Origin of the sequence: Thermoanaerobacter wiegelii Rt8.B1 (genome assembly GCF_000147695.2) — a bacterium.
Classification (GTDB): domain Bacteria; phylum Bacillota; class Thermoanaerobacteria; order Thermoanaerobacterales; family Thermoanaerobacteraceae; genus Thermoanaerobacter; species Thermoanaerobacter ethanolicus.
Map to the genome: position 1 here is coordinate 1,925,705 of NC_015958.1, position 17,428 is coordinate 1,943,132.

The 17,428-nt window shown below is 35.2% G+C and carries 19 protein-coding genes and 1 pseudogene; 1 reads left to right on the forward strand and 19 read right to left on the reverse strand.

The features are described 5' to 3' along the window. Nucleotides 1-204: 204 nt before the first annotated feature. From gndA to THEWI_RS09540, 7 genes are all read right to left on the reverse strand, one after another. Nucleotides 205-1,611, reverse strand: a complete 1,407-nt coding sequence (gndA, locus tag THEWI_RS09510) for an NADP-dependent phosphogluconate dehydrogenase (protein ID WP_014063253.1) — start codon at nt 1,609-1,611, stop codon at nt 205-207. Nucleotides 1,612-1,712: 101 nt separating this feature from the next. Next, nucleotides 1,713-2,102 carry an FGGY-family carbohydrate kinase gene (locus tag THEWI_RS15840; protein WP_083820901.1) on the reverse strand — a complete coding sequence of 130 codons (390 nt, stop codon included), beginning with the start codon at nt 2,100-2,102 and terminating at the stop codon, nt 1,713-1,715. 185 nt (nt 2,103-2,287) lie between these two features. After that, complete coding sequence (locus THEWI_RS15845; RefSeq protein ID WP_004404789.1) at nt 2,288-2,434, reverse strand: FGGY family carbohydrate kinase; 147 nt, start codon at nt 2,432-2,434, stop codon at nt 2,288-2,290. Further along, nucleotides 2,422-3,429: a D-isomer specific 2-hydroxyacid dehydrogenase family protein gene (locus THEWI_RS09520; RefSeq protein WP_014063254.1), complete on the reverse strand. Its 1,008-nt coding sequence runs from the start codon at nt 3,427-3,429 to the stop codon at nt 2,422-2,424. Before THEWI_RS09520 ends, THEWI_RS15845 begins: the two co-directional genes overlap by 13 nt. A 125-nt stretch (nt 3,430-3,554) precedes the next feature. Beyond that, on the reverse strand, nt 3,555-4,310 hold the full coding sequence (locus tag THEWI_RS09525) for a DeoR/GlpR family DNA-binding transcription regulator (RefSeq protein WP_014063255.1): 756 nt from the start codon (nt 4,308-4,310) through the stop codon (nt 3,555-3,557). A 521-nt stretch (nt 4,311-4,831) separates the two neighbouring features. Beyond that, on the reverse strand, nt 4,832-5,803 hold the full coding sequence (gene gyaR, locus THEWI_RS09535; protein WP_014063256.1) for a glyoxylate reductase: 972 nt from the start codon (nt 5,801-5,803) through the stop codon (nt 4,832-4,834). 17 nt (nt 5,804-5,820) lie between these two features. Then, on the reverse strand, nt 5,821-6,741 hold the full coding sequence (locus tag THEWI_RS09540) for an AEC family transporter (RefSeq protein WP_014063257.1): 921 nt from the start codon (nt 6,739-6,741) through the stop codon (nt 5,821-5,823). A gap of 521 nt (nt 6,742-7,262) precedes the next feature. Between THEWI_RS09540 and THEWI_RS14255 the strand changes: the two genes are divergently transcribed. Next, nucleotides 7,263-7,421 (forward strand): hypothetical protein, encoded by a 159-nt coding sequence (locus THEWI_RS14255; RefSeq protein WP_014062067.1) that lies wholly within the window; start codon nt 7,263-7,265, stop codon nt 7,419-7,421. A 366-nt stretch (nt 7,422-7,787) separates the two neighbouring features. On the opposite strand, the gene THEWI_RS09550 is transcribed toward THEWI_RS14255, so the two are convergent. From THEWI_RS09550 to THEWI_RS14980, 12 genes and pseudogenes are all read right to left on the reverse strand, one after another. Further along, the gene (locus tag THEWI_RS09550) at nt 7,788-8,717 is read right to left on the reverse strand and encodes a sugar phosphate isomerase/epimerase family protein (RefSeq protein WP_014063258.1); all 930 of its coding nucleotides are present in this window, start codon (nt 8,715-8,717) and stop codon (nt 7,788-7,790) included. Continuing rightward, nucleotides 8,718-9,467 carry a sugar phosphate isomerase/epimerase family protein gene (locus THEWI_RS09555; protein ID WP_014063259.1) on the reverse strand — a complete coding sequence of 250 codons (750 nt, stop codon included), beginning with the start codon at nt 9,465-9,467 and terminating at the stop codon, nt 8,718-8,720. 16 nt (nt 9,468-9,483) lie between these two features. Next, nucleotides 9,484-10,533 carry a Gfo/Idh/MocA family protein gene (locus tag THEWI_RS09560; protein WP_014063260.1) on the reverse strand — a complete coding sequence of 350 codons (1,050 nt, stop codon included), beginning with the start codon at nt 10,531-10,533 and terminating at the stop codon, nt 9,484-9,486. Nucleotides 10,534-10,547: 14 nt separating this feature from the next. Further along, nucleotides 10,548-11,636, reverse strand: a complete 1,089-nt coding sequence (locus THEWI_RS09565) for a Gfo/Idh/MocA family protein (protein WP_014063261.1) — start codon at nt 11,634-11,636, stop codon at nt 10,548-10,550. 57 nt (nt 11,637-11,693) lie between these two features. After that, the gene (locus THEWI_RS09570; protein ID WP_014063262.1) at nt 11,694-12,686 is read right to left on the reverse strand and encodes a LacI family DNA-binding transcriptional regulator; all 993 of its coding nucleotides are present in this window, start codon (nt 12,684-12,686) and stop codon (nt 11,694-11,696) included. Nucleotides 12,687-12,919: 233 nt separating this feature from the next. Further along, nucleotides 12,920-13,138: a type II toxin-antitoxin system HicA family toxin gene (locus tag THEWI_RS09575; RefSeq protein ID WP_003869404.1), complete on the reverse strand. Its 219-nt coding sequence runs from the start codon at nt 13,136-13,138 to the stop codon at nt 12,920-12,922. Continuing rightward, nucleotides 13,117-13,542: a hypothetical protein gene (locus THEWI_RS09580; protein WP_003869405.1), complete on the reverse strand. Its 426-nt coding sequence runs from the start codon at nt 13,540-13,542 to the stop codon at nt 13,117-13,119. Before THEWI_RS09580 ends, THEWI_RS09575 begins: the two co-directional genes overlap by 22 nt. Nucleotides 13,543-13,691: 149 nt before the next feature. Next, the gene (locus THEWI_RS09585; protein WP_014063263.1) at nt 13,692-14,030 is read right to left on the reverse strand and encodes a hypothetical protein; all 339 of its coding nucleotides are present in this window, start codon (nt 14,028-14,030) and stop codon (nt 13,692-13,694) included. 68 nt (nt 14,031-14,098) lie between these two features. Further along, complete coding sequence (locus THEWI_RS09590) at nt 14,099-14,326, reverse strand: hypothetical protein (protein ID WP_004404829.1); 228 nt, start codon at nt 14,324-14,326, stop codon at nt 14,099-14,101. Between the two features lie 319 nt (nt 14,327-14,645). Beyond that, a complete protein-coding gene (amrS, locus tag THEWI_RS09595) occupies nt 14,646-15,647 on the reverse strand; it encodes an AmmeMemoRadiSam system radical SAM enzyme (protein WP_014063264.1) in 1,002 nt (333 codons plus the stop codon). Between the two features lie 50 nt (nt 15,648-15,697). Continuing rightward, complete coding sequence (gene amrA / locus THEWI_RS09600; protein WP_014063265.1) at nt 15,698-17,104, reverse strand: AmmeMemoRadiSam system protein A; 1,407 nt, start codon at nt 17,102-17,104, stop codon at nt 15,698-15,700. Nucleotides 17,105-17,208: 104 nt separating this feature from the next. Next, nucleotides 17,209-17,256: pseudogene (locus THEWI_RS14980) on the reverse strand (hypothetical protein); the annotation flags it as partial. Nucleotides 17,257-17,428: the final 172 nt, after the last annotated feature.

Here is a 17,428-nt window from a genome sequence, read left to right on the forward strand (position 1 = left end):
TCAGGCAATTTTGATAAGATCAAATCTTTTGATTGTTTAAAGCGTTCAGCTTAATTCTCAGTTATTTACTTTGTAGATTATCTTGTGTTTATCATATATATTCTACACAAATCCAAAAAATTATTCGTGTTCTTTTAGTTTTTTTATTGAATTTTTGTTGAAAGGAAAAGGGAGAGCAAAAAATTCCTATTAATTCAATGTTGATTATTCTGCCTCCCATTCAGTGTGGAAAATTCCCTCTTTGTCTATTCTTCTGTAAGTGTGAGCACCGAAGAAATCTCTTTGAGCTTGGATTAGATTAGCAGGCAAGTTTTCTTCTATCATGCTCAAAAAATAATCTAATGAAGAATTAAGTACAAGTGTTGGAAGGTAAAAATCTTTTGCTAAATTAGTGATATATTTTATTGAATCAATTTTATCCATTAGGAAAGATAACGCCTTTTCACTGTTAAGAAGATTTACATTTTCTTTATTTTCTTTAATAATGTCTCTTAAGAAATCTAAAATCTTTGCTCTTATGATGCAGCCACCTTTCCAAATACGCAATACTTCTGAAAGGTCAATATTATACTCAAAAACTTTTGAAGCTTCAGATATAACCCATAATCCCTGAGAAAAAGATGCAAAAACACTAAAAAGTAATGCATTTTCTAAATCCTTTATTATTTTTTCTTTATCTATATCAATTTCAGGATATATTTTTGTAACTCTTTTAGCTAATTGTACTCTTTCCTCTTTAAAGAAAGATAAACTTCTCGCTTCTACTGCAAGGTTCAAAGAGGGAGTTGGTATTCCTAAATCCAAAGAAGTTTGGGAAGTCCACTTGCCTGTGCCTTTTTGTTCTGCTTCGTCTAATATGAGGTCAACGAGGTATTTTCCTGTTTCTTTGTCTTTGTACTTCATTATTTTATAAGAAATCTCCATCAGGAAGGAGTTTAACTCCCCATTATTCCATTTTTCAAATATCTCTCCTATCTCTTCGGGAGAAAGTTTTAACACCTTTCGAAGTACATCGTAAACCTCAGCTATTGCTTGCATTATGGCATATTCTATTCCATTGTGGACCATTTTGACAAAATGTCCAGCTGAATCATTTCCAACGTATGTACAGCATGGCCCTGCTTCTGTTTGAGCTGCAATTTTTAAAAGAACATCTTTAACCATTTCATATGCATCCTGTGTTCCTCCTGGCATTAACGAAGGGCCGTGTAAAGCTCCAGCTTCACCACCTGATACTCCCATTCCCAAATAGAGTATGCCTTTTTCTTCTAGTTCTTTAATTCTCCTTGAAGTATCTTTAAAATAAGAATTTCCTCCATCAATGATTAGGTCTCCCTTGTCAAGATAAGGCAAAAGCTCTTGAATTACATCATCTACGGGTTTTCCTGCTTTAACCATGAGAATGATTTTTCTCGGTCTTTTTAAAGATTCCACAAAAGATTTGATGTCATAATAAGGCTTAATTTGTTCATCTTTTACTTTGTTTTGCATGAATTCTTGTGCTTTTTCAGGTGTTCTATTAAATACAGATACGCTATAGCCCTTTCTGGCAATGTTTAAAGCCAAATTTTGTCCCATTACTGCTAAGCCGATTAAACCTATTTCATTCATTTACTTTACCTCCTGTTTTTATAATTTGCTGTGAAGTTCAAAAAGTTCTTTGAGATTTTTAGTTAAAACTCTAAAAAATTGAAATTTCTTTTCGTGATACTCTATTTTTTTTTGGAAGGCACATAAGTATTTTCTATTTTTACCATTTCTCTTGTGGCCTCAATCAAAGTTTTGTACCTTCCCATTGCATAATAGCCTAAAAGTGCAGAACCTACAAGAGCAGGTTCTTCTAAATTAGACACCTTAATTGGCAAACCTAAAGTAGAAGCGAAAATCTCCATCCATATGGGCGACTTTGTGCCTCCTCCTCCCGCTCTAATTTCTTTTATTTTTACATTGTTATCCTTTAAAGCTTCATAAAGCATCCTTAGGGAAAATGCAACTCCTTCCATGCCGGCTCTTATCATGTGGCCTTTATTGTGAGTGTTTTTCAATCCAAAAAACACTCCAGAAGCAATATTGCCTATCGCTTTAACCTTTTCTCCAGTTATATAGGAAAGAAAAAAGAGATTCTTGCCCTTAAGTCCAAAAGAGTCATCATACCCATCAGGGGATTTAAATTTTCATCCACAGGTATTAGCCCAAACATGTAGGAAGAAGGCACAATTAAAGAAATTTTATCTTCAAATCCTTTTGCCGCCTCTTTAACTGCTTCTACAAAAGCACCAAAAAGGACTTATGGATTATGCTCCGCTTTTCCTTCATTGTCTCTTTCTATAGGCGTTTCTTTTCTATATAAACTTAAAATATTTCCTTTTTCGTCCACTACACCTGCTTTTAAATTTGTAGTACCTATGTCAACAGAAAGAATTAAATTTTCCATGACTCCCTCTCCAAGACTTCTTTATTTATAACGCCATCAGGAATTTCTCCCCTTAAGACTTTTTCTACATCTGAAACAACCTTGTCACCCATACCTCTTAAACATTCGTAAGTGTAAGCGGATGTATGAGGAGTGATTATAACATTGTCAAAGGCTAAAAGGGGATGATTATCATCAATGGGTTCACCTTCTACTACGTCCAATCCTGCTCCTGCAACTTTCCCCTCTTTCAGTGCTTTTATCAAAGCTTCTGTATCCATAAGCTCACCTCTTGCAGTGTTAACAATAAATACATCCTTTTTCATCATAGAAAACTCTTTATGAGACAGCATGTGATAATTTTTTTCATTGAGTGAGGAATTTAATGAAATAATATCAGAAGTTCGTAAAAGCTCTTCTAAAGAAACAGGATGCGCTCCCCTTTTTTGTATCTCCTCTTCTGAAAGATTAGGGTCATAGGCTATTACTTTTGCACCAAATCCATATTTTAATATTTCTGCAACTCTACTTCCAATATTTCCAATACCGATTATTCCTGCAACTTTATCTTTTATTTCATACCCCATGAAACTCGCTCTTTCCTGCCATTTGCCTTCTTTTACCCTTAAAGATGCTTCTCTTACTCTCCTCATTACATCCATAAGAAGGGCAATTGCATTTTCTGCCACTGCTTCTCTTTCTACAATTCCAGCAACTTTTGTGACAAGAGTACCTTTTTCTGTGGCGCTTTTTATGTCTATAGCATCATATCCTATACCGTGGCGTGTTATTAAAAGTGTCTTATCTTTGTATTCAAAAAATTCTCTGTCGTAATAAGGTTTTACACTAGCAATAATCACAGAATAGCCCATTAATTTTTCTGCTAAAGCCTTCCCCCTCATGTCATGAGGAAGTTCAAATCTTTCCACTTCCCCCAATGCTTTTAACTTCTCAATATGGTCAGGGAAATGCTTGCCAAAACTGCTAGAGTTGACAATCGCAATTTTTACACTCATTTTTATCTTCCTTTCTTTATATGTTAAATATTTCTTTCAAGTGATTTTCAATGTTTTTTGCAACCAAATCATAGTGCTCGTGTTCGTATTTATTTAAAATTCAGTTTACTACTCCTTTTCTATTTTCACACGACTTCAATCTTCACATAATTTTTTAATTCCTCTATTATCTCTTTGTTTTCCTCTCCAGAAGTTATTATTTTCTCCACATCTTCAAAAGTAGCAAAAGATACCATTGCGACTTTCCCAAATTTGCTGCTATCTGCTACTACAATTACTCTGCTGGCTGACTTTATCATGGCTTTTTTCGCTTCCGCTTCAAAAATATCAGAGGTGGTAAGCCCTTTTTCTAATGAAATGCCACCTGTCCCTAAAAATAATATATCGATGTTGTATTTACCTATACAATTTAAGGTTTCAAATCCTACCATTGAATGATTATCAGGCTTTAATTTGCCGCCGGTAATAAAAAGATTGATGTCAGTATTGTTGGCTAATTCTGTAGCAATGTTTAATGCATTCGTCACTACCGTTATGCCTTTGAAATTTCTGATGGCACGGGCTATGTGATATGTGGTAGAACCGGCATCTAAAAATATGACATTGCCTTCTTGTATTTCTGCCACAGCCCTTGCTGCTATTTTTTGTTTTTCTTCTATATGCTCTTTAAATCTTTTGACAAGGGGAGGTATAATGATATTTTCTTTCAATACTGCTCCTCCATAGTTCCTCTCCACCAGTCCTTGTCTTTCCAACTCTTCCAAGTCTCTTCTTATTGTCTCATCAGAAACATTAAACATCTCACAGAGTTCGGATACTTTAACGACTTTCTTTTTTAAAATAATCTCTTTAATCTTATCTCTTCTCGTTGAAACAAGCATTTACTTCCTCTCCTACACTTATTAGTCATTTTTATTCTTTCCATAAAGAACGTAATCCAACACCTCTCCGGGGCACAAATTAAAAACACACATTTTGTTTGTGGATTCTATTGCTTTTAGTGTACTAATTCTACATAAATCCAAAAAATCCTTCTTTGTTTTAAAATTTTTTTCTTGGTTTTTATGGAATGTCTGGAATTGAAAAAAGGAATCCATAAAAGGATTCCCGAGTTTTGTAGCAAAATAAGTTTTACAGGAAAGTATTTTGCATTGTCGCTCCAGAGTTGCAAAGCGACTAGACTAAAGCGAAACTTAGAGGTTACGGCGGGGTGCCGGCCACATTCGCCCTCCATGGCTCAGGGTGGCCGCCTCCGCCTCCTTGGCTTCGGCCCCGCCTCCACCCTCAGTTTCGCTAAGTTTAGTTAACGCTTTGTCAACAAGTCGCTCCTTATGTAAAATATTTCCTATATAAAGATTTTGTCTACATTCTGAGGAATTCCAAAAAGGATTCCTTTAAATTATTATTTATTCAATACATCTCTATTTACTAAAGTGCGAGGCACTCTTCCTTCTATTACATCAATTATGTTTTGAGCCACAAGTATTGACATGTCCCTTCGCGCTTCTTCTGTTGCACTTCCTATATGAGGAAGCATTACGACATTGTCAAGCTGTGCGAGTTCTTCTTCAAAGAGAGGCTCTCTTTCGTACACATCTAATCCTGCTGCATATATATCCTTGTTTTTTAACGCTTTTACAAGGGCTTTTTCGTCTACAACAGGACCTCTCCCTGTATTTATCAATATAGCAGACTTTTTCATCAATTTTAATTCCCTTTCTCCAATCAAATGTCTTGTTTCAGGAGTTAATGGCACGTGTATGGAAACAAAATCAGATTCTTTTAACAAAGTATCCAAGTCTACATATTGAGCTCCTGTCTCTTCTTCAAACTCTTTTTTAGGACTTCGTGCAGTGTACAAAATCTTCATGTCGAAGCCTTTTGCCATTTTAGCAAAAGCTTGTCCTATGCGACCTGCACCTATTATTCCTAATGTCTTGCCTGTTACGCCTTTTCCTAAGAAAAGCATTGGCGCCCAACCTTGGAATTTTCCTGCTCTCATAAATTTATCAGATTCTACCACTCTTCTTGCAGTTGCAAAAAGAAGAGCCCAAGCCAGTTCCGCAGTAGCGTTTGTCAACACGTCAGGAGTATTTGTTATGTAAACTCCTCTTCTTGTAGCTTCTTCTAAATCTATATTGTCAAATCCTACAGCATAATTTGCAACAATTTTTACTTCTTTTGCAGCTTCAAAAAACTCTTTGTCTACTTTGTCTGTAAGCTGTGTAATTACAACATTTTTGCCCTGTACTTTTTCAAGTAACTCTTCTTTTGTAAGCATTCTGTCGTAAGGGCTTACTTCTACCTCGCAATACTTTCTCAAAAGATTAAGTCCCTCTTCAGGAATAGCTCTTGTCACAAAGACTTTAAACATTTGTATCACTCCTCCAATTAAAATATATTAATCAATACCAAAAATATTGGTATTGTCAAAAACGAAACCAAGTTTGTAACAAACACCCCTGCAGAAGCAAAACTATTTTTTTCGCTCATTTGCCTCGCAACAATGGCTACTGTCATCATCGTTGGCATTGCTGCCTCTAAAGCTGCAACCTTTTTAGCATTAAGGGGTAAATTTAAAAAGTACACAATCCCAAAAGCTATTAAAGGAGACAAAATGAGCTTTATTATTGCTGCAAGATAAACAAAATAGTCTATATTGCTTTTCTTGATTATATACATGTTCATCCCTATAAACATTATAGCCAGAGGAATAGTTACACTACCTATCATTTGTGCACTTTTCAGTATTACATCTGGTATTTTGATTCTTGATATCACTATTAAAAAACTCAAAGCAAGAGAAGCAAAAGAAGGATTTAGAAGTTTTTTTAAACCATTTATGTCAAAAGATTTTTCTTCAGATAAAACCCATATTCCCAAAGTCCAAAATAAAGCTGTGTGCCCTAAATCGTAAAGGATAACATAAGGTATACTTTTATCTCCAAATAAGGCAATGTTTATGGGAAGCCCTAAAAATAAAGTATTGCTAAAAGAGGAAATCGCATATAACACGTTTTTCTTTTCTTCTGGAGCTTTAAGTAATTTAAAAAAAGCCATTGAAACTAATAATGTCAAAACTAACGTGGAGGCGCTTACAAAAGGCAGTATGTAAACAGTTCTAAGTAGTGCTGGCGTATAATTAGAATACATGTTGTGAAAGATAAGTAAAGGTGTTGTAACTAAAATGATTAAATCCGCCAGCATTTTAAAATGTTCTTGCTTAACTAATTTTATATAGGTGATATAATATCCTGCTGCCATTACAATAAAAATCTCTACAAGTATCTCTGCCATTTTTGATATGACCATTTTATTCCACCTCAATTGCTCTTACTTTTGATTATACCATAAATTTTAACTTTATATAAATAAAAGCAAAAGCTCAACCACTGTGGTTGAGCTCAGTTTGTGTGCGCCCGGCATGGGCGATAGCTAGGCGGTGAAAGTCCGCTGTGGGCTTGGTAGTGGGAACCACTAGCCGAGAGCAAGGGTGTCCATCGTGAGGTGGAATCTGAAGGAAGCTTAAGGCAAAATCTCGGTCTGATGAACAAGAACCAGATAAGAGGCTGAATTGGGATGGATGAGTTTGCACATCAAAACAAAGTCCAACACTACCCGAATCCCATACAGTAAATCTGGCAGATATATGAGATGAAAGCAATCGTTCTTACCCGGGGAGGTCTCAAGGATAAGTCATGGAAGTAAAATATGAAGTGACAACCCATACAGTGATGTATGGCTGAACCTTGAGAAGTCAGCAGAGGTCATAGTACTTATCTAGACATGAATAGATAAGGAAGGACTGAACATTAGGAGGTTTCGGAAATCTTATGAACTCGAGAGATATGCGAAGACTGCAGACAACTCAACAAAGAGGCTATCCGTTGGATAGAGAAAGGGAATTTCAAAAGACAACGGAAGTGCATAGTATATCATCGGCGTCAAGGGATGGAAGAAATGATGTACTAAGAATTGTACATAATTCCTAATGAACCGCCGTATACCGAACGGTACGTACGGTGGTGTGAGAGGACGCTGAATAAAATAATTATTCAGCTCCTACTCGATTGACAAAGTTAAAAAATATTCAAAGGAGATATTTTGCATCGTCACTCCGATGTTCCAAAGCGACAAAACTAAACTCGACCTTCGGGTTCCGGCAGGGTACCGGGCACATTCGACATCCTTGTCTTAGTGCCCGCCTCCGCCATCCGTGGCTACGGCCCTGCCTCCACCCTTGGTCTCGCTAAGTTTTGTTGCCGCTTTGTCACAAGTCGTTCATTATGCAAAATATCTCCTTTACGAAAGTTTGTCTACAGTCTGAGCCCAACCGCTGTGGTTGAGCTCTTTTGTTCCTATTTTACAAACTGACTTAAATGGTTTAATCCTAAAAGAAGCCCTTCTTTTACTTTTTCTTCACTGCCTTCATATAGAGGGTCTTCATGTTCTATGCTTATTACCCCATCATATCCATTGTCTTTTAGCGCCTTTATAAACTTGCCCCAATCTACATTTCCCATACCTGGCATTCGGTATCTCCAGTATCCAAATTCGCCATGCGTTCCTGTGTAAAGCTGTCTGTTGAAAACTCCATATCGCTTAAATTTATCCTCAAACACTTCTGTGTCTTTTGCGTGTACATGAAATATTCTATCTTTAAACTCTGGTATCACATCTATATAGTCTATAAACTGCCAAACAAGATGGGAAGGGTCAAGATTTAAACCAAAGTTTTTAGAAGGTATCCTTCTAAACATCTCCTCCCAAAGCTCTGGTGTAAAAGATATGGTTCCTGGAAGGCCAGGTACCTGCCATCCTTCCATAGGGCAATTTTCGATTATAATTTTTATTCCTTTGTCTTCCGCATAGCTTATTATATCAGTAAAGACTCTTTCAAATTCATCAAAATTGTCTTTTATGCTCTTTTCAATGTTTCTTCCTACAAAAGTTCCCACCATGTCAGTCCCAAGCATTTTAGCTGCATCAATGCACTTTTTTAAGTGATTGTTTATAAACTTTCTCTTTTCTGGGTCTCTGTCAAGGTTGTTGTCATAATATGCAAGAGATGAAATTGTGAGCCCGTACTCCTTAAAATATTTTTTTATTTCTTCCGCCTCTTCAGGTGTGAGATTTTCTACATCTATGTCACTGGCAGAATAATCCCTCGTATTGTCTTTAGGCCAGCAGGCAATTTCCAGTGATTTAAACCCATTTTCACTTGCCCACTTAGCTTTTTCTTTAAGAGGCATATTCCCAAGACATACTGTTAAAAATCCTAAATACATCTACATTTCCTCCTCTAAAATCTTTTTTAAATTTTCAAAACTAATTTTCACACTTTCAATTGGAGGTCTTTTACACACATCCTGTTCAACAATTAGCCATTTAACTCCATTTTCTTTTGCAATTTTTATTACTTCTTTAAAATTGATAATTCCATTTCCTATTTCAGTAAAAGACCTGTCCTTTTTATCCATGTCTTTTAAGTGAATTAAAGGTAGTCTATTGGAGAATTTTTTAAGATATTCTAACGGGTCAACTCCCGCATATGTAACCCAATACGCATCGATTTCAGCTTTTACAAGGTCTTTATCTGTAGTTTTGTAAAGTATATCAAGTCCATATTCTCCATCGTATATTTCAAATTCGTGATTGTGGTTGTGATAGCAAAACTCAAGTCCCTTTTCCCTACACTTTTCACCTATTCTATTAAACAACTTTGCTGTTTCAATGTAATCCTCTCTTGACTTGTACTCATTCCATGGACAGACGATGTATTTATTGCCTATTTCGAGGTTATAATCTATCACTTCCTCAAGATTGTTTTTCAATAAATCTATTCCTACATGACTACCAGCAGCTTTTAATCCTAATTTATCAAGCGTTTTTCTTAATTCTGATGCTTTTAAACCGCCATATCCTGCAAACTCCACTCCTTCGTATCCTATTTCCGCAACCTTTTCAAGAGTACCTGTAAAATCTTTTTGTGTCTTCTCTCTCAAAGTGTAAAGTTGAAGTGCTATAGGTATACTCATTTTAATTTTTCCCCCTTTAACCTAAAACTATTTCCTTACCTTTTTCAGCTGATTCATAGGCACCGTCTATTATTTCCATGAGTTTTGCCCCTTCTTCAGCAGAAGCCAGAGGCTCTTTGTCATTTTTTATACAGTCAACAAAATGTTCAAATTCATTTAAAGGCGATTTTGGATAATTGGTGTCGGGAACTATGTCAATCAATGTATCAACAATTTCCGAAAATACTTTAAGCTGTCCGTTTTTAAACCATATGCCACCTTTATCACCTAAAATTTCATAGTAATTGTAATCTCCCTCAATGTTGGAAGCCCAGCTGAATTCAAAGTCAATTGTGGCACCATTTTTAAGCCTTACAAAGCCTACTGCCATATCCTCCACATCGTAAATTCCATCCCCGCTTTTTGCATAATTCCAGCTGTTTAAACTATTGCTATTTGAAAACTTAGAATAAGTAGCTGCTGACACAGATTGAGCTTTAGGGTATCCCATGAAATACAAGACTAAGTCTAAAAAATGTACACCTAAATCAATTAATGGGCCTCCCCCAGATAATTTCTTATTGGTAAACCATCCGCCCTTTCCAGGAATGCCTCTCCTTCTCCTCCAGCCACTTTTTACATGGTATATTTCGCCTATATACCCTTCCTCTATATATCTTTTTACAAAGAAAGATTCATCTGTAAACCTATTATTTAGTCCAACCATAAACTTCCTTTTGTATTTATTTTTTGATTCAATGACCTCATAAGCTTCTTTTGCGTTTAGAGTTATAGGTTTTTCACAATGCACATGAATTCCATTTTCCATCGCTTTTATAGAAATAGGCGCATGTAAATAATTAGGAGTACATACGCTTATTAAGTCTGGTTTTTCTCTTTCAAACATTTCTTCATAATCTGCATAAACGTGAGGTATATTGTACTTTTCCGCTAATCTTTTTGCAGCCTCTATATCCGGATCAGATATGGCTACAATTTCAACATCTTCTACTTTTGAATAACCGTTTAAGTGTTTGTAATCAGCAACTGACCCTGCACCAACACATGCATATTTAAGTTTTTCCATACAAAAGCCTCCATTTACCTGTTAAAATATACTGGTTCTCCTGTTTTCGCAGATATATAAATAGCCTCTAGTATCTCAGTTACTACAAGAGCTTCTTCTGGCTTTACAACCGGCTCTGTATCGTTTATGATGCAATCAATCCAAGCTTTTGCTTCTAAAAATCCTGGGTCATCTGATTTACCTTCATAGAAATCTACTCCACCTACATCAGTAGAAACTTTAGTTGTATAAAGTCTTCCAAATTTCTCTCCATTTATGCGAAGTCCATCTCTCATGTCAGCTCCGCCTTCTGTTCCACACAAAGTGGTCATAGCCTCGCCAACCTCTAAAGTATTCAAAGCCCAACTGGACTCTAATATAATGGTAGCCCCATTCTCCATTACTATAAATCCAAAAGCTGAATCTTCAACTGTGAACTTTTCAGGGTCCCATGGCCCCCAAGCATTCGCAGCATTTGCTCTTTTGCCTAATTTATAGTAGGCGCTTCCCATTACAACTTTAGGCTTATAGTTATTCATCATCCACAATGTCAAATCAAGGGCATGTGTTCCTATATCGATTAAAGGCCCACCGCCTTGCTCTTCTTCATTCAAGAAAACACCCCATGTAGGTACCGCGCGGCGACGTATAGCATGAGCCTTAGCAAAATATATTTCCCCTAGTTCACCATTTTGACAAACTTTATGTAAATATTGAGAATCTGGTCTAAAGCGATTTTGATACCCTATAGTGAGTTTCTTACCTGTTTTCTTATATGCTTCCACCATTCTTCTGGCATCTGCAGCAGTCTTAGCCATAGGCTTCTCACACATTACATGTTTTCCTGCATAAAGAGCATCAACAGTTATGTCTGCATGAGACTTGTTGGGAGTGCAAACATGAACCACATCTATCGTTTTATCTTCAAGAAGTTTTTTGTAATCCGTATATACTTTCGCGTCTTTTGTTCCATATTCTTTTGCCGCTTTTTGAGCCCTCTCTTCTATGATGTCACAAAAGGCCACCATTTCAACATTGTCTAGTTTTGTCAAAGAGGGCATGTGTTTGCCAAAAGCAATTCCTCCACAACCTATAATTCCTACTCTAAGTTTTTCTTTTACCATAAAAATTCCTCCCCTAATTATATTTAAATTTGTATTTTTAAGACAAAACTTTATTCTTTATTTTACTGTCGACTCTCTTATTATTAGCTCATGCTCTAAAAAAATCCTCTGTGGTTCTTCTAATTTGCCACTCATGTGTTTTATCAGTAGTTCCATAGCAACACACCCTAAATCGTATTTTGGCTGTGAAATAGTTGTAAGCATAGGGTCATACATAGAAGCAAAGCTTATATCATCAAAGCCTACAACCGCTATATCCTCAGGGACTTTAAGCCCTTCTTCCTTTATCGTTCTTATAGCTCCAATAGCCATGATGTCAGAGATTGCAAATATAGCAGTAGGCCTTTCTTCCATCGCCAAAAGCTGTTTCGCTGCTCTTACTCCGCTTTTAAAGCTGTAATCTCCGTATTTTATAAGCTTTTCGTCAAATTCTATCCCTGAATCTTCAAGAGCTTTTTTATAACCCGCTTCCCTCTGCTTTGTAGATACAAAGTTATTTTCACAGCTTATCATTCCTATTCTTTTATGTCCCAAACTTATCAAGTGCTTCACCGCTTTGTAAGCTGCAGAAAAGTTGTCTATAGATACATATGAAACGCCAGCTCCTTCTATGTATTCACAACACTGAACGACAGGATAATTTTGGCCTATCAATGTCAATTCTTCTTTTCCCATCACAGGCGCCATAAAAATAACGCCATCCGCTAATCTGTTTTTTAAAATTTCAAGATATACTTTTTCTCTGTTAATATCAGAATCAGTATTGCAAAGCATTACATTGTAACCATTTTTATGGGCTACATCTTCTATTCCTTTTACAACCCTTGCATAAAAAGGATTTGAGACATTAGGCATCAAAGCCAATATCATTTTCGTTTCAGAACGTCTTAAATTTCTTCCAAGGAGATTTGGATGATAATTTAATTCTTTTATCGCTTTTAATACTCTTTCCTTTGTTTCTTCAGACACCGAGTCACTGCCATTTAAAACTCTTGATACTGTTGCAACAGAGACTCCCGCTCTTTTAGCAACTTCTCTAATATTAGCCATTGTAACCTCCTGTGTAACAGATTACATAATATTTTTCATTGATTTTCAGAGACATAGCTAATAAAATGTGTAACGCATTACATTTACTATTATACCTCTAAATTAAAAAAAATCAATAGCAACAAATAAATTTTCATACTTTTATTTTAAATTTTGTTTTTTTATTTAAAAAAGACTGCCGAAGCAGTCTAACAAAATAAAAAGCATCGAAGTAAAAATACTGTACCTCGATACTATATTTTGCTGTTAAAATATTCTTCTGAAACTTGAAGCTGATTTTTTAAAATCTCTTTCCATAAATATTTTGGAATTTCACCACTTCCCATTGAAACTTTTGTCCGTCTAACATTGCCATTTTTATCACGTTTAACGTAGAAATAATGATCCGTTTGTTTATATAACTCCCAACCGTCTCTTTCACAAAAACGCTTTAATTCTCTCCACGTTGGCATTTTATTAGTTTTTTTACTCCTTCATGACTATCTTGTAATAAGACATTTAAAATATATGGTAAATGTTTTTTACGGTTAGGAGCTGAATACCAATATTGAAAGTCGTTATAAAAATCTTCTGCATATTCAATTAAATCATTTACTAAACGATTTAAAGCTTCTTCTTCGTTTTTTCCATTAGCAACAATATCAATTTCGTTTAATGAAATTGTTACACTCCCATCCTCTTCTTTAAAAATATTTGCTGTAAATGTATATACTTTTAACATTTCTTTTGCCATTTCTAAGTTTGAAACAAAAATATAATCTTTTGTGCGCTTAATAATTTTTGGCTTTTCACGAATGACCGAATTGATAAAATCACTCCATTCATTTCGAGCATCTGTTGCATTCACTGTAAACATTTCATTCATTCCCCCTTTTTCACCTCCATTATATCATATTATGTGCAATATGTACAGTATGTACATATTGCTAAGTTTTTATACAAAACAAATTTATTCCGCCTCTTTGTGAACCGAAAAAGCTCAACCTTATCGGTTGAGCAAAACTATCATTCTAATGTTTTTATCTGCTCTTCAAGAGCTTGTATCTTATTTTTAAGGTATTCTAATTGCTGTAGTGCTTGTTGTTTTTGTTGCATCATCTCTTCTTTTTGACTGCCTTGCTGCCTTAATTCTTCCATCTTACTTTTAACTGTTTCAACTATTTTTTGTTTGCTATTGTCAAAAAATTCCATAGCTCTATTAACAGCATCTTGCATCTCTTCTATGCTCTTTTCTATTGATGGTTTCATATTTTCTTTTGCTTTTGGGTAGAGCATTAAACTTAAAGCTGCTGCTCCAATCCCCCAGTAAAGCTTTCTGGAGGAAAGAAATTTTAAAATACCCATTTTCTTCTCTCCTCCTCTCTTTTGTTCCATTAATATTTTGCCCTCAATTTTTTATATAATTTAATGTGTTATTTACCAAAAATCATAACTTTTGTTATCGCTTTATATAAATCCTTTGCATTATATTTTTCACTAATTTTAGAAAAATATTGTAAAAATTCTCCTATTGTCTCTTGCCATAAATTTACTATTTCATTCTTTTTAGACGGGTCTTTTTTATATTCCTTAAAAGACAATTCCATCGCATATTTTAAGGCATCAACTGCCTTTTGAAATTCTTTTTTTATGTCATCCATTATTATTTACCTCCAAAAAAGTATAATCTAAAGATAATATATGAAAATTATCACGATAGTGCCACAAAAAAAGAAAAGGCTTTGTAGTCTTTTTACAGACTGTAGACAAACTTTCGTAAAAGGAGATATTTTGCATAAGGAGCGACTTGTTGCAAAGCGACTCGGCACTCAAGTAAGTATGCCTGTTTTTTCTATTTTTGCTTTATCAAACTCTCCTACTTGAGTGCCGGGAAACTTAGCAAGACCGATGGTAGAGGCAGGGCCGAAGCCAAGGAGGGCGGAGGCGGGCACCTTAAGGCATGGATACTGATTTGCATCTTTAATTAACTATATTTATACTGTTACCACATTTCCTACACTTATTGCCTTCCAATCCTTTCACATTAACATACCAGTTTTGCCTCTCTACAAGCAAATTACCGCAATAAGGACAATGGGTATTATTATCAAATCCCATTACATTCCCTACATAGACAAAATCTAGATACTTTTTCCCAATTTGATAGGCTTTTTCAAGAATAGAAATAGGAGTAGGAGGATTATTTAGTTTGTAGCGTGGAAAATACCTTGAAAAATGTAAAGGTATATTTTTGTCAATTTGAGAAAGCCATTTTACTAAGTTTTCTATTTCTTCTTCTTTGTCATTTAAATCAGTAACAACTAAATTAGTAACCTCTACATGACAATATTTCGAAACTTCTTCGACGGTCTTTAAAACGGGTTCTAATCTTCCGCCGACAATCTTTTTATAAAAATCTTCTATAAAGGCTTTTACATCTATGTTCATGGCATCTACATAAGGAAGTATCTTTTTTAATGGTTCTAAATTTATATATCCGTTTGTCACAAGTACAGTTTTTAACCCCTCTTTTTTAGCCTCAATCAATCCATCGTGTACATATTCATACCATATTAAAGGCTCGTTGTAAGTAAAAGCAATCCCTATATTGTCTCTTTGTCTTTTTGCTGCAGCAATCAATTGTTGAGGAGAGATGTAATCTCCCTCCCATTTTTGATGTGCTATTTCCCAATTTTGACAAAACTTACACTTTAAATTGCAGCCATAAGTCCCCACAGAAAATATATATCTGCCTGGATAAAAGTGATAAAGAGGCTTTTTCTCAATTGGGTCCATTGCTACAGAGGTTATAATTCCGTAATTTTCAGTCACTAATGTTCCGTTTATATTTTTTCTCACATTGCAGACTCCGTACTTTCCTTCATTTATACGGCAATTGTGAGGACATAATAAACATTCTACAACATTATTCTCTAGTTTTTTATAGAACATAGCCTCTTTTAACATAGTAAAAGATACCATTTCTCCATCAACTTAAATGGAGAAATGGCTCCTCCCTCCTTTTTACCTTACTATTTATGTCTTTCAACTTCAAATTTTTCTATTGTGTAATCCTCATCTGGACTAATTCCAGCTTTTCTCAAAGCAATAGAAATTTGTTCTTCAACAGTGTCTACTCCTTCTAAGTCAGGTAAAAGCAATCCTGAACGATAGCCTTTTCTCACTATTACTCCATATTTTTTGGGGTTAAGCTCTTGTTTTGATTTAACAGGTTGAGGAGGTGTCAAAACATCCACTGAATACTCAATATCCTTCAGTTCATACTCCTCTACAGGTTCAAAGCGAGGATCTTCAAAACCTGCACTTATGGCATTTTTTATTATTTCTTCTGCTATATTCTTTCTCTGTGGAACTACTGTACCTATACATCCTCTAAGTTCCCCATCTTTGTGAAGAGAAACAAAAACTCCCGCTCTTCTACTATACATCTCCTCCGGTAAGCCCTGTGGTACTGGCATTAGCTTTTTGTTTTTCACATAATATTCAAGGCTTTCTCTGGCAAGTTTGACATATGGGTCTTCTTTTTGCCTTATCTCTTCAATCCTTTGTCTTTTTAACCTGTACAACTTTTCTAAAAAGCTTGTTCCTTTATACTGATCTACTTCAAATTGTGCAACACCATATCCTACACCAAAAGGTCCTTCATGAGATAATACTTCCGCTTTAACCTCATAACCATCAAGAGCTCCCAACATAACGCAAACCGATCTAAATCCACACTCTGCGGCTTCTTCTATTAGTCCTTTGTCCATGCCTATTATTTCTTCCACTCTCATTTCGGAAAGCAAATTTAAAAGCTTGTTGTCAAAAATTTCTCCCTTTGGCGTATAACCATTCGGACTATTGGGAGTCAATTTGTGAGATAAATCCCCACTGGCGATAAAAACGACTTTTTTGTTTGATTCCATTATTGCTTTGTTTATTGCAATTCCAAATTCGTAAAGCTGTTCAAAAGGCAAAAAGCCATAGGAAATATGAACTAATTTGAAAGTAGCATAATGTTTTGTCACAAAATACAAAGGTACCATTGTTCCATGGTCAAGTTTTTTTGAAAGGGCGTATCTTTTGATTAATTCATCATTTATCTCTGCAATAGGTATATCTTTTTTTCTCGATTCTTCTACAATTTTTTCAACAAGTTCTAAATCATTCTCAAATTCAAACCTTACACCTCTTGCACCAAACTGTCCAAGGTCTCCTTCTAAACTAGAAAAAACAGTCACTGCCACAGCATCTCTAAAAACGTATCCATGAGGAGTGACAACTATTATTGTATCAGGCCTTTTTTCTTTTATGTTGATTGAAACAGTATTAAGTGAATCTATCGTCTTTTGAATCTTTTTTTCCTCTCCTCGCCCTACTTCAGGGACAATTATCGGTGGGTGAGGCATGAGATAACAAGACAACAAGGTTCCCATTTTTTAACACCTCGAAATGTAATTTGTCTTCATATATTGATTATACCACAATAATAAAAGCTTCATCCCAATTAAATTAACATTAGAGTGAAGCTTTTTAAAAATTACATAATAACAGCAATATCAATATCACTTTCACTAGTATCATTGCCTTTCGCATAAGAACCATATAAATAAGCTTTCTCAAATGTTCATTTCTTTTTTGACTAATCCGGCGTATTCTCTAGCAATCTTTTCTACGGTTTTTCTATCAATGAAAGTAACTATTATCTCATCACCTTTACCTTCTCAATGCTTAAAGTGGTAAATTCATATTTTAAACTA